This is a genomic window from Trinickia acidisoli (genome assembly GCF_017315725.1).
GTDB classification, from domain to species: Bacteria; Pseudomonadota; Gammaproteobacteria; order Burkholderiales; family Burkholderiaceae; genus Trinickia; species Trinickia acidisoli.
Genome location: NZ_JAFLRG010000001.1, coordinates 2,090,095 through 2,105,027 on the forward strand (window position 1 = coordinate 2,090,095; position 14,933 = coordinate 2,105,027).

13 protein-coding genes and 1 pseudogene are annotated in these 14,933 nt (G+C 62.0%); 5 read left to right on the forward strand and 9 right to left on the reverse strand.

Annotation, left to right across the window (positions count from 1 at the left end):
* Nucleotides 1–8: 8 nt before the first annotated feature.
* Nucleotides 9–1,277 carry a YeaH/YhbH family protein gene (locus J3485_RS09580; RefSeq protein ID WP_206952243.1) on the forward strand — a complete coding sequence of 423 codons (1,269 nt, stop codon included), beginning with the start codon at nt 9–11 and terminating at the stop codon, nt 1,275–1,277.
* Nucleotides 1,274–2,980 carry a SpoVR family protein gene (locus tag J3485_RS09585; protein ID WP_206952244.1) on the forward strand — a complete coding sequence of 569 codons (1,707 nt, stop codon included), beginning with the start codon at nt 1,274–1,276 and terminating at the stop codon, nt 2,978–2,980. Before J3485_RS09580 ends, J3485_RS09585 begins: the two co-directional genes overlap by 4 nt.
* A 32-nt stretch (nt 2,981–3,012) precedes the next feature.
* Here the strand turns inward: J3485_RS09585 and J3485_RS09590 are convergent, their stop codons facing one another.
* The 3 genes from J3485_RS09590 to J3485_RS09600 form a co-directional block, all read right to left on the reverse strand.
* On the reverse strand, nt 3,013–3,657 hold the full coding sequence (locus J3485_RS09590) for a phosphoribosyltransferase (RefSeq protein ID WP_206952245.1): 645 nt from the start codon (nt 3,655–3,657) through the stop codon (nt 3,013–3,015).
* A gap of 73 nt (nt 3,658–3,730) precedes the next feature.
* Nucleotides 3,731–4,444: a 2OG-Fe(II) oxygenase gene (locus J3485_RS09595; protein WP_309477040.1), complete on the reverse strand. Its 714-nt coding sequence runs from the start codon at nt 4,442–4,444 to the stop codon at nt 3,731–3,733.
* A gap of 178 nt (nt 4,445–4,622) precedes the next feature.
* Nucleotides 4,623–5,111 carry an adenosine-specific kinase gene (locus J3485_RS09600; RefSeq protein ID WP_206952246.1) on the reverse strand — a complete coding sequence of 163 codons (489 nt, stop codon included), beginning with the start codon at nt 5,109–5,111 and terminating at the stop codon, nt 4,623–4,625.
* Between the two features lie 293 nt (nt 5,112–5,404).
* Here J3485_RS09600 and J3485_RS09605 point away from each other — a divergent pair.
* The 3 genes and pseudogenes from J3485_RS09605 to J3485_RS09615 all read left to right on the forward strand — a co-directional run.
* A pseudogene (locus J3485_RS09605) lies at nt 5,405–5,644 on the forward strand (helix-turn-helix domain-containing protein); the annotation flags it as partial.
* A gap of 144 nt (nt 5,645–5,788) precedes the next feature.
* Entirely contained in the window at nt 5,789–7,036 is a 1,248-nt protein-coding gene (locus J3485_RS09610) for an MFS transporter (RefSeq protein ID WP_206952247.1), read from the forward strand.
* 226 nt (nt 7,037–7,262) lie between these two features.
* Nucleotides 7,263–9,692: a DUF4781 domain-containing protein gene (locus J3485_RS09615; RefSeq protein WP_206952248.1), complete on the forward strand. Its 2,430-nt coding sequence runs from the start codon at nt 7,263–7,265 to the stop codon at nt 9,690–9,692.
* Nucleotides 9,693–9,711: 19 nt separating this feature from the next.
* Here J3485_RS09615 and hpaH read toward each other — a convergent pair whose 3' ends face one another.
* The 6 genes from hpaH to J3485_RS09645 all read right to left on the reverse strand — a co-directional run bounded on the left by hpaH (nt 9,712) and on the right by J3485_RS09645 (nt 14,907).
* Complete coding sequence (gene hpaH, locus J3485_RS09620; RefSeq protein WP_206952249.1) at nt 9,712–10,515, reverse strand: 2-oxo-hept-4-ene-1,7-dioate hydratase; 804 nt, start codon at nt 10,513–10,515, stop codon at nt 9,712–9,714.
* Between the two features lie 51 nt (nt 10,516–10,566).
* The gene (locus J3485_RS09625; protein WP_206952250.1) at nt 10,567–10,959 is read right to left on the reverse strand and encodes a 5-carboxymethyl-2-hydroxymuconate Delta-isomerase; all 393 of its coding nucleotides are present in this window, start codon (nt 10,957–10,959) and stop codon (nt 10,567–10,569) included.
* A gap of 11 nt (nt 10,960–10,970) precedes the next feature.
* Nucleotides 10,971–11,846: a 3,4-dihydroxyphenylacetate 2,3-dioxygenase gene (gene hpaD / locus J3485_RS09630; protein ID WP_206952251.1), complete on the reverse strand. Its 876-nt coding sequence runs from the start codon at nt 11,844–11,846 to the stop codon at nt 10,971–10,973.
* An 84-nt stretch (nt 11,847–11,930) separates the two neighbouring features.
* Nucleotides 11,931–13,394 carry a 5-carboxymethyl-2-hydroxymuconate semialdehyde dehydrogenase gene (hpaE, locus tag J3485_RS09635; RefSeq protein ID WP_206952252.1) on the reverse strand — a complete coding sequence of 488 codons (1,464 nt, stop codon included), beginning with the start codon at nt 13,392–13,394 and terminating at the stop codon, nt 11,931–11,933.
* A complete protein-coding gene (locus J3485_RS09640) occupies nt 13,391–14,212 on the reverse strand; it encodes a fumarylacetoacetate hydrolase family protein (RefSeq protein ID WP_206952253.1) in 822 nt (273 codons plus the stop codon). Before J3485_RS09640 ends, hpaE begins: the two co-directional genes overlap by 4 nt.
* Nucleotides 14,209–14,907, reverse strand: coding sequence for a fumarylacetoacetate hydrolase family protein (locus J3485_RS09645; RefSeq protein WP_206952254.1), 699 nt, complete (start codon nt 14,905–14,907; stop codon nt 14,209–14,211). The genes J3485_RS09640 and J3485_RS09645 overlap by 4 nt, the downstream gene beginning before the upstream one ends.
* Nucleotides 14,908–14,933 lie beyond the last annotated feature (26 nt).

Consider the following 14,933-nt stretch of genomic DNA (forward strand, 5'->3'; position numbering starts at 1 on the left):
GACTGGATGTGCTTCATCAAATCATCGACCGCAGGCTGGCTGGTAAGAACAAGAGCATTGCGAATCGCGAGCGCTTTTTGCGTCGCGTAAAAAACTACATTCGGCGTGCCGTATCAGAGGCGGTGCGCGATCGCAGCATCAAGGACATTCAAAACACGCAAAGCATTACGATTCCACGCAAGGACATCGTGGAGCCGCAGTTTCATCATGGGCCGGGCGGGCGCCGCGAGATCGTGCATCCCGGCAACGAAGACTACGTGCGCGGCGACAAGATCCCGCGCCCGAGCGGCGGCAGCGGCGGAGGCGGAAGCCAAGCGAGCAACGAAGGCGAAGGGCAAGACGATTTCGTCTTCGAATTGAGCCGCGAAGAATTCATGCAGTACTTCTTCGACGATCTCGAACTGCCGCGCCTCGTGAAGACGCACCTGCTCGCCGTGCCGACGTGGAAAAACATCCGCGCGGGCTGGGCGGCCGAGGGCACGCCGAACAATATCGACGTCGTTCGCTCGCTGCGCAGCGCACTTGGCCGGCGCATTGCGCTCGGCGCGCCGCTCGTGAACCAACTGCATGAGTTGGAGCGTCAGTACGAAGTACTTTCGAACGAGCCGGGCGATCACTCCGAGGAACTCAAGCGGCTCGAAGAAGAGCTTCACCACCTGCGCGGCAGAATCTGGCGGATCCCGTTCATCGACCCGTTCGATCTGCGCTACGTCAATCGCGTCAAGCAGCCGCAACCGTCGAGCCAAGCGGTCATGTTCTGCCTGATGGACGTGTCGGGTTCGATGGACGAGCAACGCAAGGATTTGTCCAAGCGCTTCTTCATCCTGCTCTATTTGTTCCTCAAGCGTAACTACGAAAAAATCGAAGTCGTTTTCATCCGCCACCATACGCGGGCGGAAGAGGTGGACGAAGAAACGTTCTTTCATTCGACGGAAAGCGGCGGGACGGTGGTGTCGAGCGCGCTCGAGCTCATGCGCAAGATCCAAAACGAGCGCTATTCGCCGACTGAATGGAACATTTACGGCGCTCAGGCGTCTGACGGCGACAACTGGACCGACGATTCGCCGAAGTGCCGTCGCATCCTGCAGGACGACATCCTGACAAAGGCGCGGTACTTCGCCTATATTCAAGTCGCGCCCGAAGAGCAGAATTTGTGGCTCGAGTACGCACAACTCGCGATGACGGAGCCTCATCTGGCGATGAAAAAGGTGGATGCCGCGGCTGACATCTACCCCGTTTTTCGGGAGTTGTTCGAAAAGCAGGTGGCAGCCTCATGAGTACTAAGCATTTGCATAACGAGTCGCGCGGCTATCAGCCGGAGCGCCGCCGCAAGGGGGCGCACGAGCCGGGAACGCGTCACCATCAGCAGCACGCGAAGCCCGAGCCAGCCCACACTGAAACGCGAGGCCATACCGAAGAAGCACCTGCACCTGTTGTGGCTCAAAGGGAACCCCGTATGAACATCGCCGACCGCAGACCATTGCCGTGGCCGTCCGATTGGACCTTCGAGCTGATCGAAGAGTACGACACGCACATTGCGCAAGTCGCCGAACAATACGAGCTCGACGTGTACCCGATCCAGCTCGAGTTGATCAGCGCCGAGCAGATGATGGACGCCTACGCGTCCGTCGGCATGCCCGTCAACTATCGGCATTGGTCGTTCGGCAAGCATTTCCTCTCGACCGAAAAAAGCTATCGCCGTGGCCAGATGGGTCTCGCCTACGAGATCGTCATCAATTCGAACCCCTGCATCGCGTATCTGATGGAAGAGAACACGATGACGATGCAGGCGCTCGTGATCGCGCATGCGGCGTACGGCCATAATTCGTTCTTCAAGGGCAACTATCTGTTCCGCTTGTGGACCGATGCCCACGCGATCATCGACTACCTCGTTTACGGCAAGAATTACATCGCCGAGTGCGAGGAGCGCTACGGCTTGGACAGGGTGGAGGAATTGCTCGACTCGTGCCATGCGTTGATGAACTACGGCGTCGATCGCTATAAGCGGCCGCAAAAGCTTTCGCTCGCCAAGGAAGGCGTGCTGCGGCGCGAGCGCGAAGCCTATCTGCAATCGCAAGTCAACGAACTCTGGCGCACGCTGCCTTCTCGTCACACGCCGCTGGCCGAAGAGGAGGAAGAACGCTACCCACCGGAGCCGCAAGAAAACCTGCTTTATTTCGCGGAGAAGAACGCACCGCTCCTAGAGCCGTGGGAGCGCGAGGTCATCCGGATCGTGCGCAAGATCGGACAGTACTTCTATCCGCAACGGCAGACGCAGGTCATGAACGAAGGCTGGGCCACCTTCTGGCACTACACGCTGCTCAACACGCTGTATCACCAAGGGCTACTCGAAGACGGCTTCATGATGGAGTTCTTGCATTCTCACAGCAACGTCATCTATCAGCCGCCCGTGACGAAACCGTACTACAGCGGCATGAACCCGTATGCGCTCGGCTTTTCGATGATGAGCGACATTCGCCGCATTTGCGAAGCGCCGACCGAAGAGGATCGCCGTTGGTTTCCCGACATCGCCGGCTCGCCGTGGCTGCAAACGCTGCACTACGCGATGCGCAACTTCAAGGACGAAAGCTTCATCGCGCAATATCTGTCGCCGCATCTGATTCGCGACATGCGCCTGTTCTCGGTGCTCGACGACGATACGCGCGATGCGCTCGAAGTGTCGGCCATTCACGACGACAGCGGCTATCAGCACGTGCGCCAGTCGCTGTCGCGCCAGTACGACATGCATCATCGCGAGCCGAACATTCAAGTTTGGTCGGTCAATACGCGCGGCGACCGCAGTCTCACACTGCGCCACTTCATGAGCGACAACCGGCACTTGGCGAGCGACAGCGAGGAAGTGCTCAAGCATATGGTGCGGCTCTGGCAATTCGACGTCTATCTCGAGAGCGTGGATGAGAACGGCACGGTCAGAAAGCGCTACGAGTGTCGATATACGCCGCCGGCGTTGCGGCTGTGACGATCGTGACCGCCGTTTGTCGCGGCTTGTACCTAGCTGCTCCAAGCGCGGCGCAGCAGTTCGCGCACGTCGTCGTCGGTCGTTTCGCTGAAATCGTCGTAGTGCTGGCCAACGCTGAAGAAGAGGGCGGGTTGCGCGACGCAAACGAACGCGTTGACGATGTCCGTAAAGCCCGTTTCGATGCCGGCCGGCGCAACGGGGGCGGCGGCGACGATACGCGCAGGATGAAGCGCATGTAGCGCGAGCACGGCCGCTTTCACTGTGGCACCGGTTGCCAAGCCGTCGTCCACGACCAAAACGGTGCGATCTTCCACCTGCGCCGGCGGACGATTCCCTCGATATAGCGTTTCCCGTCTGGCCAGTTCCACCCGCTCTTGCGCAAGCACGGTGTCGAACTGCGCCTGCGAAACTTGCGCGGCGTGCATCGTGTCGCGCTCGATGTGCAAAGCGCCGCCCGAAGCAATCGCGCCCATGGCCAACTCCCTCTGGCCCGGCACGCCGATTTTTCGTACTGGAAGAACGTCGAGTTCGGCACCGAGCACCCTCGCAACTTCAAATGCCACAGGCACACCACCGCGCGGCAGCGCGAGAACCAGCGTGCGCTTCCCGGCTTCGCCGCGCAAACGCTCGGCGAGCATGCGGCCGGCTTCCATGCGATCTCTAAATAGCGCGTACATTCGCGTGCCTGTAGCTCACCTATTCATCAGCGACGCCCGAAGGATCGACTGACCGGCAACGGCGGCGCGTCCGTTATTGTGCATCGTGAAAGATGATGCCCACCGTGTGTCGGTGGCCCGAGCGTACTCGGCTCACGCCGTGCCGAAGGTTGACGCGATAAGGCCCGCGCGTGCCCTGCATCGGACGATGACTGACGGCGAAGATGACGGCGTCGCCTTGTTCGAGTTCGACGACTTCGGCTCGCGATTGCATGCGCGGACGTTGCTCGGTCAGCACGAATTGGCCTCCGGTGAAATCGCGTCCGGGTTGCGACAGCAGGATTGCAACTTGGATCGGGAATACATGTTCGCCGTAGAGATCTTGGTGCAGACAGTTGTAGTCGTCTTGCGCGTATTGAAGGATGAGCGGCGTGGGTCGCATCTGGCCGGCTTCATGGCAGCGTTCGATGAACGCTGGGTGCGCGTTGGGATAGCGCACGTCGATGCCCATGGCGGCATTCCAGCGATTCGCGATTGGGACGAGATACGGATAGATCGTCGTGCGTAGCGTGGCGATCGGTTCGGGGAGTGGATAGGCGAAGTACTTGTATTCCCCGCGGCCGAAGCCATGACGGCTCATGACGATACGACTGCGGTAAAGCGAATCGTGATCGTAGCCCGCCGCTAGGGCGTGGGATTGGGCCGGCGAGAGCAGGGCGGATACGACGGCGAAGCCGTGTTCGTCGAGAGAGGCCGCGATGCTCCTCCAGTCGATGGCGGCGACGGCGGCTTCGGTGATGGGGCCCACGGCGTCAAGATGGCCTGGGCCGTCGTTGGCCGGCGCCGCGATTCGGGATTGGACGGGGGTGCTCACGGTGTGCTCCGCATAGGTGGTCTTGCGCGCTATCTTGCGCGGATCGACGCACGGCCGCGCCCTGAGTCTTGCTTTCCCATTCGAGTGTCCCCTCGACGCTTACTGAGCACGGTCAGGCTTTGTATCCGAACTCACGCAGGAGTGCCTTGCGTGCAAAGATCTCGTCGTCGTTCTCTATGCCGAGCGGCGCAAAGCCGTCCACCACGCCGAGGATGCTTCGGCCTTGGCCGGTTTCTGCCACGACGACCTCGGCCGGATTGGCCGTCGCGCAGAAAATACGGCACACCTCGGGGACGGCGCGAACGCTGGCGAGTACGTTGATCGGGAAAAAGCCTTGCCCCAGAAAGACGATGAAGCTGTGCCCAGCGCCGATGGCCTGCGCGTTTTTGCAGGCCAGTTCGACGAGGACATCATCGGTGCCGGATCGGCGCACGAGCCGCTTGCCGGACGCCTCGCAGAACCCCAGCCCGAACCGAATGCCGGGCACGGTTTCGAACAGCGCTTCGTGGATGTCTTCGACGGACTTGATGAAATGCGTCTGACCCAGAATGAAGTTGAGATTGTCCGGGTTCGCAACGGTCACGGTGAGCAGTTGAAGCATGAGGAGCCTCGCTGTGTGTGACGGGTTCGTAAATGCGCGCGGTTAGGTTTATTTTAGGCGGTCGGTCGTGGGTGCGTGCGCTGAACAAACTGGGTTTGACTGCCCCCAAGGCACGCCTTGCTGCATGAAGCGCGCGGTGCAGCGTAGCTATATGTGATTTGACATAACATGAATTATCAACCGAGCTAGTTGTAGTGGCTAAGTTGTAACGTCCGCTTGTAGCCAAGTTCAGATGTCCGCTTTGAAGCGGCCTAAGCTTGACCGGCGCCGATTCTCCGGTGCCGGAGGCGGCGATGGCTGCAACGGACACGATCACCATGACGATGCGTGTGCTGGACCGGTTCAAGGTCATCCAATCGGTGGCCGACGGACTACTCAAACCCTGGCGTGCCGCGCAACGCCTGAACGTGACTACGCGCCAGGTCCGGCGGCTGGTTGCGCGCCTGCGCGAAGACGGACCGGCGGGTCTAGTGTCCGGGCGATGCGCGAAGCCGAGCAACAACCGGCTGGATGCCGGCACCGCCGATCGAGCATCGGGCGCCGACGCGCCGCGCGGCGCTTGAGCGCCCCCTCCTTCCCATTGCGTTGCCCTTCGAATGACCCCGCAAGATTCGGTGGGCTCGCAACCGTCGCAGCGGAGACGATAGGTGTATCGAGCCCACCAACCGGATTCATCCATGCCTGTCGATACCGCAATCAAACCCTCGAGCGCCACACTGCCGTCAGCGTTTCACCGTCTTGCCTGGTCGAACCTCGCCGCGCAATCGGCCGAGCAGATCGGTCTTGCCGCCACACCGATCGTGGCCGTGTTCGCCCTCGGCGCCGGAGCCGGTCAAACCGGTTGGCTCCAAACCGCGCAGACGCTCCCGTTCCTCTTGCTCTCCGTTCTGCTCGGCGTCCGAGCCGATCAGGCGTCGCGCCAAAAACTCATGGCCCGCGCCGAGGCAGTGCGCTGCATCGCCTTGCTCGCCGTTCTAGCCGCACTCGCCTGCGACAAGTTGTCGTTGCCGCTGCTCGCTGTATGCGGCTTCATCGGTGCTTGCGGAACGGTCGCCTATAACGTCGCGGCGCCGTCGTTGATCACCGCTTTGGTCGAGCGCGATCTCTGGGCCACGGCCAACGGCCGCACCGAACTCGCTCGCAGCGTCGCGTATTCGGCCGGGCCCGCACTCGGCGGCCTGCTCGTCGGCGTGATCGGCGCATCCGCGGCGTTCATCATCGCGGCATGCCTGTCCGCGATCGGGGCGCTACTGCTGTCGGGCATCGTCGAACCCGCGCGGGCGCCAACGCCGCGTAGAAAGTTCATGATCGAACTTCGCGAAGGCGCCGTGTTCGTCGCAGGCAACCCGTTGCTGCGAACAATCGTCTTGACGGCCATCTTTTTCAATGTGGGCTTCTTCGTCATCCAGGCCGTCTATGTCCCCTATGCAAGCAAGCACCTCGGCCTCTCGCCGACAGGCGTCGGCGTGACGCTGGCCGCCTACGGCGCAGGCATGATCGTCGGCGCGCTTACCGCACCGCGTGTAACAGCCCTGCTTCGGCTCGGCCAAGTCATCATCGTCGGGCCGCTATGCGGACTCGCGGCATCGCTGACCTTGTGCGCAACGCTCGTCGTTCCCTCGCCGTGGCTCGCGGCCGCGGCATATTTTCAGCTCGGCGTAGGCCCGATCCTTTGGGTCATCAGCGCCACGACGTTGCGCCAAGCGATCACGCCCGAATCGATGCTGGGACGCGTATCGGCACTGATCAGTATGGCGACGTATGGTGCACGTCCAGTAGGCGCGCTGATCGGCGCCATGCTCGGCGGTGTCGGCGGCGCGCAACCGTGCTTGATCGCGGCCGTGCTCGCGTTCGTCGTTCAGGCTTGCGTGATTTTGCGCTCGTCGGCAGCGCGGCTCGACGCGTTGCCCTCGGCCACCGCGTAACGCTCGAAACGCCCGATTTGACCCGCTCGTCGACTCGCTCTCGTAGGCGCTCGACTCAAGCAATCGAAAATCGCTAGCTGCGCTACGGAAAACTCATACCCATGTCGCCTCTATCTCAATACATTGACGAGCAATACACCCAACTCGCATCGCGTCATTTCGATCCCTAGGCTCAACGCCTTCACGCGGCGACGCGCTCGCTGCCGGCTGAAGCGGGAGGTTTCTTATGTTTGCGCGCTATGCCGCCGACGGCGGCTCGTCGTCGAATACCTCCCCGTCGAGTGCCTCTCGGCCTGCTCCACCGCTGCAGCAAGACACGCTCGCGACAGAAATCGTCGATAAGCTCAAAACGCAGCGCAACTTGCCCACGCAGCCGCAAGCATTGAGTTCGCTGATTCGACAGACGGCGAAAAGTCTTTCGGGCGGCAAAACCTCTCGTGCGCTCGATCAAGACACCCTCGCGGCCGCCAGCCAAATCGCGATGGCGCAATTGTTGGCTGCGCATGTGCCGAACGCGGCCGCGGCCGGCGATCTCGAGCGGCAACTGTTGGGACAAAGCGTCGTCGGCATCGGGATGAACGCATCGCTGAGCGCCGCCGACCAATCGCGGATCGCAGGGATGATCGTCAACAGCGTGGCGGTGCAATCGGGCGCATCGCCGCTGTCGACGATGGGCCAGATGCTCGTCACCGTCAGCACCGATGGGTCTCTTTCGAAAAAAGAACAGTCCGTACTCGAAAACGCCGTCATCGACAGCGATGCCGCGAAGAAGCTGGGGCCCGCGACCGTCAAATTCCTAAGCAGCTTCGTCGGCACCTTGGCAAAAGCACAGCAATCGCCGAACGACACGACGGCCGTCGCCACCGCGCAGTTCGACATCTTCACGGTCCAGCACGGCGACGGCTCGCAGCATCTCTCCGGCGCTGCGCTCGACAATGCGATCGGCAGTGCCTTGGGCATGCAGCCCACCGCGCCGACGAGCACGAACGCCGCCCAAGCAACCGCATTGCTCAACGGCACGGCCGAGCTCTACAGCGGCAAACAGCTCGCGGCCATCCGCAGCCTCGCGAGCCAGATCATGAAAGCGGGCGGCGCCAATGCCGGCGTCACGGCGCTGCCTGTCGTCTTCGATGCGAGCGGATCGAAAGGACCGCAGACACACATCATTTGGCGCGTTTCGAGCGCGAACGGCAGCCAGCATTTCGTCGACGATTCCGGCCGCATTTACAGCAGCATGCAGGACTACCTCGGCAGCAACAACCTCGGATACGGCACGCTCGTGACGGCGCGCAACGGCCATCTGACGATCGGTGCGGATGGCTCCGTGGCGAGCGTGAGCCACACGAAGAGCGAAAGCTTCTGGGACAAGGTCGGGCACTACGGCAGCGATATCATCAACGGTTTAGCGATCGCGGGTGCGGGCGTATTGACGGTGGCGGCGTTCGTCGGTACCGACGGGATGGCTACACCACTGCTGGTCGCGGCATGGGGCAGCGTGCTGGCCGGCGGCGCGCTGTCGGCCACCGAGGGTGTCTCCAATCTCGTCGATCGCGCGGATCATGGTCAGTCGTGGACGCCGGACAAAGACACGTGGGGTGACTACGTGGGAATCGCTGCGGGGCTTGCAACGCCGTTCACCGGCGGTGCCGCGAAAGCTGGCGTGGATGCGCTCGCGACGAGAGGCGTGGCGATCGCGGCGACAACCACTGTCCAGACCGGCGCACGCGTCGCCGGCCTGACTGCCCGCGGCGTCTCGGTCGCGGCGGGCGCGTACTCCGGCGATCAGTTGGCCAGCAACTGGGATTCGCTCTCGTGGAGCCAAAAGCTCGAGGAAGGGACGACGCTGGGCCTAGGCGCTCTGGGCGCGTCGAGGCAGGGTGCCGAGTTCTTGAATGCGCTCGGTTCGTCCGCTCCTGCGACGGCTAGCACGTCAGGCACGTCCCCGTCGGTACCCTCTGCCGGCTCCGCCGGAGCGCCCGCGGGCCCGTCTCAAGCGGGCACGTCCGCGACGAGCGGCATCGCCACAACGTCGAACACGCCGGCAAATAGCACGAATGGCAACCCGCTCGTGCCCCAATCGTTGTCGGACCTACCGCCCAACGATTTGAGCGACTACTTTTCCACTTCCACGAAGGCCATTTGGCCGTCGAGTCGCGTCGGCAAACCCGATTTCCAATCGGCAAATACGTTAACGATCGGTGGCGGTCGCGTTTTCCGCCCACCGGTTACGGGCGAACTCTATCTGAATATCGACCCCACGGCCGGCGCCGACGTGGTGGCCGACGTGCGCAACATGACGGCCGTTCCCTCGGGCTCGATGAGTCATGTCGTCGGCGAGGACGTTCCCTGGCAGATCTTTGCGCGTCCCGAGGGCCCGGTTCAGTCCGGCTGGCTCCCGCCAGGTATCACCGAGACCGCCCGCGTACTGAAGCCAGGCGGTACCGTACAGATCTTGACCGGAGGCGACGGTTGGCTTAGCGCCGACCAATTCCGCGCCGATTTTAAAGCAGCGGGGTTCACCAACGTCCAGGTCAAGTTCATTTCTCCAATCGGAATGGAGCCGCCGGCCGATGCTGGTTTCGGCGACCTAGACAGCGGCGGTGTCGAAATCACGGCGACGAAGCCCGCAGTCGGCCCATCGGCTTCCGACGGCTGATCTTCTCGCCGCCGTACAGCTAACCGAAGTAACAACCGATACTACCGAGCGGGCCGTAATCGACATGAAACGTATCACCCTTACGCGCAGCGCACGGTCGCGTGAACGATCCGCCTAGAATGATCTGCCCCGGCTCCAACGCCACTTCGAATCGATGCAATCTATTCGCGAGCCACGCAACGCCGTTTGCCGGATGATTGAGCACCCCGGCCGCCACGCCCGTCTCTTCGACCGCCCCGTTGCGCGACATGATCGCCGCGACCCAGCGCAAATCGACGTCGTACGGGCGCACGGGCCGGCCGCCTAGCACGACGCCGGCGCATGCCGCGTTGTCGGCGATCGTGTCGAATACTTTGCGCGGCCGTTTCGTATCGGGATCGATCGAATGGCTGCGCGCATCGATGATCTCGAGCGCCGGCGTCACGTAATCGACGGCATCGTAGACGTCGTAAATCGTGCAATCGGGCCCGACGAGCCGCTTGCCGAGCACGAAGGCGAGTTCGACCTCCACGCGCGGGACGATGAAGCGCTCGACGGCAATCGTGCTTCCCTCGGCGAAAAACATGTCGTCGAGCAATGCGCCGAAGTCGGGCTCGTCGATCTGCGACGTCGACTGCATCGCCTTCGAGGTCAAGCCGATTTTGTGCCCCTTCAAGGTTCTCCCCTCGCCGAGCTTCATGGCGATCCATGCGCGTTGTATCGCATAGGCATCCTCGATCGTGATGTCGGGGTAGTCCAACGACAACTGTCGAATCTGACGGCACTCGTGTTCGGCATCGTGCAAGCGCCGAGCGAGCGCATCGATCGTGTTCGCGTTCAACATGGCGGCCTGAGCCTCGTATTTGAAGTGATTCGTGCGATCGTGCCTCGACACTCAACGTTCGCGGCGAAATCGATCGTGAATGTTGTTGCGCTTATGACTGCCGCTTTCGTTGAATTCCACGAGTTCGAGCGAAAGCGCAAGATAACGTCGAGAAAACGCGTCGGCGAAATGCGCCTTGACCGCGTCGAACAGCGTATCGCACGTGCGCTTCTTGACCGCATCGGCACGGCCCGCGCCGATTTTTAGCGTGACGTGAACGAACGCATCGTCCTCTTTGCCGTCCGCGACGCGATAGTTGTGCAGTTCAATCGCACGCGAGCGAATGCCGCCGGTCGGATACACGCCGTCTTGTGCGATCAGCGTGCCGTTGATCGTCTCGAGCAGCACGGGAATGCGTGCATCGGCACCGAGGTTGTCCGTATATTCGACGATGACGTGCGGCATGATTAGGACTCCTATCGATCAATATTGATCAATGTCGATCGATCAAGTGGGAAAATCGCGTTGATCTGCCCTGTTCCCGAACTCGCGAAGTAATCGGTAACGATCTCGACCGGTTTGTCATAACGATCCCATCCAAGCAGGCCGAGCAGCATCGCGGTATCGTGCATGCCGCCTTCTCCGTGGCAATGCTCGCTGTACTCGGGCAACATCTTGCAGAAGGTGGCGAAATCGCCCTGCTTCCATAGGTCCACGACGCGCAGATCGACTTGGCGGAAGAACTCACGGCTGATCGCATGCATCGCCTCGGGCGGGCTGCCGTTGTCGCTGAATCGATGCGAGAGCGAGCCGCTTGCCAGGAACGCGACGTTCGCATCGCTCGCGTCGATGGCCTCGCGCAACGCGGCGCCGAAGCGGCGGCTCTCCTCGAGTTTGTGCCACGCGCACCAGGCCGCGACCGATACGACCTTGAAGCGTTGATCGCTATTCATGTAGCGCATCGGCACGAGCGTGCCGTACTCGAGTTCGAGGCTGTCGATCTCATGCGCGCGTGTAAAGACGCCATGTTCGGTCGCCGTCTTTGCAATCAACCGCCCGAACTCGGGATTGCCGGGATAGGCATAGCGCATGTCTTTGATGAAATGCGGTAGCTCATTGCTCGTATAGGTACCGGCGAAGCGGCCATTGCAATTGACGTGATAGCCGGCGTTGACGAGCCAGTGAACGTCCGCGACGACGATCGTGTCGACGCCGAGTGCACGACATCGTTCGCCGATGATGCGATGTCCCTCGATCGCCGCGGCGCGGCAACCGTGATCAGGGCCCGGCAGTTCCGACAAATACAGCGACGGCACGTGCGTCACTTTTGCCGCCAACGACAGCTTTCCCATCGATGTCTCCTTCCAACATGAAGGGCGATCTCGCGAACGTTCAGTCGCGCAAGCTGAACAAGCGTCGCAAGCCTCGCAGACGTGTCAAACACCCCACTTCGGAATGTGATGATGCCCCATCGAGATGCAAACGTTCTTCACTTCGGCGAACACTTCGAGGCTGTAGTCGCCGCCCTCGCGCCCCGTGCCCGACGCTTTCACGCCCCCGAACGGTTGCCGCAGGTCGCGCACGTTCTGACTGTTGATGAACACCATGCCGGCCTCGATGCCGCGCGCGAGCCGATGCGCCTTGCCGATGTCCTGCGTCCATACGTAGGAAGCCAATCCATAAGGCACATCGTTCGCCAAACGCAGGCCCTCGTCTTCGTCGTCGAACGGAATCAAGCACGCGACGGGGCCGAAGATTTCTTCTTGCGCCACGCGCATGCGGTTATCGACGTCGGCCAACACGGTGGGCTGCACGAAATTGCCGGCGGCAACGTGAGCGGGTAACCCCGAAGGCTTCTGCGCGCCGCCGGCCACGAGCCGTGCGCCCTCCTCTTGCCCAAGCCGAATATAGCCCGTCACCTTCTCCCAATGCTCACGCGAAATCATCGCCCCCACTTGCGTCGTCTCGTCGCTCGGATCGCCGACCATGAGCCGCTGTGCGCGCCGCGCAAACTCGGCGACGAAGCGGTCGTAAATCGTTCGCTGCACGAATATGCGCGAGCCGGCCGTGCAGCGTTCGCCGTTGAGCGAAAAGATCGTAAACAGCGAAGCATCGAGCGCACGCTCGATATCGGCATCGTCGAAAATCAGCACGGGCGACTTGCCGCCAAGCTCCATCGAAAATTTCTTCAGGCCGGCGCGCTCCACGATCCGTTTGCCTGTCGCCGTACCCCCGGTAAACGAAACGGCTCGCACATCCGAGTGCCGCACGAGCGCATCGCCCGCCCGCGCGCCGTAGCCGTGCACGACATTGAGCACGCCCGGGGGAATGCCCGCCTCGAGCGCGAGCAGACCGAGCCGATCGGCCGTCAGCGGCGAGAGCTCCGACATCTTAAGAACCGCCGTATTGCCGAGCGCAAGACACGGCGCCACCTTCCAAGTGGCCGTCATGAACGGTACGTTCCACGGCGAGATCAGCGCGCAGACACCGACTGGCTGATACAGCGTGTAGTTGAGCATCTGATCGTCGACGGGATACGTGCGACCGTCCATCCGCACGCACACTTCGGCGAAGAACTGAAAATTTTCCGATGCGCGGGGAATCAACTGCTTTTCCGTCTGCGAGATCGGCAAACCCGTGTCCTGCGTCTCCAACGCCGCGAGCTGCGGGACGTGCTCGTCGATGAGTTCGCCCAAGCGGCGCATCAGCTTGGCGCGCGTCTTGGCCGGGGTGTTCGCCCACTTGGGAAACGCTTGTTTGGCTGCGCGCACGGCCAGTTCGATCTCTCGCTCGTCGCCGGACGCAACCGCGTCGATCTCGTCGCCCGTCGCAGGATTGAAGGTTATGAAGGATTCCTCACTATCGACTTGCTTACCGTCGATCCAATGTTTGATCGTCACCGTTCACTCCTTGTTCTTCTTGCCTGCAACTCGCCAGGGCCACGCTCGCCCGAATCGCCGTAGTAGTTCGCTTCGCTTACGATCGTATTGACGAGCCGCCCGATACCTGCGATTTCGCAGACCACTTCGTCGCCGCAGCGCGTATCGGCCAATCCCTGCGGCGTGCCCGTCAAAATCAGGTCGCCCGCATCGAGCGTCATGAACCCGCTCAGATAGGCGATCAGCGAAGCGATATCGAAGATCATGTCGCGCGTCGAGCCATCCTGCGTCTTGCGGCCGTTGACGTACGTGCGCAACGCGAGATTCATGGGATCGGGCACGTCGGCACGCTCGACGAGCCAAGGGCCGAGCGGCGTGCAGGTATCGCGATTCTTGACGCGCAAGCTTGGTCGATAGTAGTTCTCGAGATAGTCGCGCACCGCGTAATCGTTAGCGATCGTATAGCCGCGCACATAGTCGTATGCGCTCGCACGATCCACGTTGCGCGCACGGCGGCCGATGACGACCGCGAGCTCGCACTCGTAGTGCATGTAGGCGGCATCGCTCGGCCGCACCGTCGAGGATCGATGGCCGACGAAGGTATTTGATCCCTTGAGAAAAACGAGAGGCTCTTCCGGTGCCTTGAAAGCCAGCTCCTTCGCATGATCGGCGTAGTTCAGGCCGAGCGCGAACGTCGTACGAGGTGCGACCGGAGGCAGCCACGTCACCTCCGCCTCGCCGACGATACGTCCCGTGTCGAGCCGTATCGATTGCGCCGCGGCGTCGGCGGACGTGGCCGTGTGCAACGCGCCGTTGTAGACCACGCGAGCGGTTTTCATGCCTCGCCCTCCGCGACGAGCGTATGCGCCAACGTGCCGATTTCGTCCGCGATGATTTCAATGCGGGCGCCAGCCCGTGCACGCGGCGTGTCGGCCGGCGTGCCGAGCAGCAGCACATCGCCCGCATCGAGCGTCATGAACGCCGTCACGTCCGCGATCAGCGCTTCGACCGATCGCAAAGCATCCGATGTGTAGGACTCCTGTCTAACGTCTCCGTCGATTCGGACGACGATACGCAACTCGTTAGGATTCCTAATGGACTGAGGCAGCACGACCGCAGGGCCGAGCGGGCAAAACCCGTCGCGGCATTTGAACCGCACGGCGGGCCGGTAGTAGCTGGGATTCGGCATGCCGATGTCGCTCGCTAGCGTGTAGCCGAGCACGTGATCGAGGGCTCGCGCCTTTGGTACACGCACCGCCCGGCGACCGATGACGACGGCCAGCGATGCGCCGATTTCGAGTTCGCGCGCCCCGTTCGGCACCGTTACGTGCGCGCCATGCGGCACATGCGTGTTCGCGGGCTTGATATGCAGCACGGGCGCGCACGGTGGTTTCCCGTAAGGCGGCGCATAAACGGCCTCGCCGAGCGCCTTCAGCGCGCTGCCGAAATTGAGCGCCGCGCCGTACACGGTGCCGACGTCGACTTCACCGCATGACACATGCGTCGCGACGTCGGCAATGCATGGCAATCTCATGGCGCGCTCCTTTGACCTCGAGTCGG

Excerpts from the sequence above, each read along its gene's own strand:
- J3485_RS09585 (WP_206952244.1), top strand. The coding sequence starts at position 1,274 with ATGAGTACTAAGCATTTGCATAACGAGTCGCGCGGCTATCAGCCGGAG.
- J3485_RS09590 (WP_206952245.1), bottom strand. The coding sequence starts at position 3,657 with ATGTACGCGCTATTTAGAGATCGCATGGAAGCCGGCCGCATGCTCGCC.
- J3485_RS09600 (WP_206952246.1), bottom strand. The coding sequence starts at position 5,111 with ATGCTTCAACTGCTCACCGTGACCGTTGCGAACCCGGACAATCTCAAC.
- J3485_RS09610 (WP_206952247.1), top strand. The coding sequence starts at position 5,789 with ATGCCTGTCGATACCGCAATCAAACCCTCGAGCGCCACACTGCCGTCA.
- J3485_RS09615 (WP_206952248.1), top strand. The coding sequence starts at position 7,263 with ATGTTTGCGCGCTATGCCGCCGACGGCGGCTCGTCGTCGAATACCTCC.
- hpaH (WP_206952249.1), bottom strand. The coding sequence starts at position 10,515 with ATGTTGAACGCGAACACGATCGATGCGCTCGCTCGGCGCTTGCACGAT.
- J3485_RS09625 (WP_206952250.1), bottom strand. The coding sequence starts at position 10,959 with ATGCCGCACGTCATCGTCGAATATACGGACAACCTCGGTGCCGATGCA.
- hpaD (WP_206952251.1), bottom strand. The coding sequence starts at position 11,846 with ATGGGAAAGCTGTCGTTGGCGGCAAAAGTGACGCACGTGCCGTCGCTG.
- J3485_RS09640 (WP_206952253.1), bottom strand. The coding sequence starts at position 14,212 with ATGAAAACCGCTCGCGTGGTCTACAACGGCGCGTTGCACACGGCCACG.
- J3485_RS09645 (WP_206952254.1), bottom strand. The coding sequence starts at position 14,907 with ATGAGATTGCCATGCATTGCCGACGTCGCGACGCATGTGTCATGCGGT.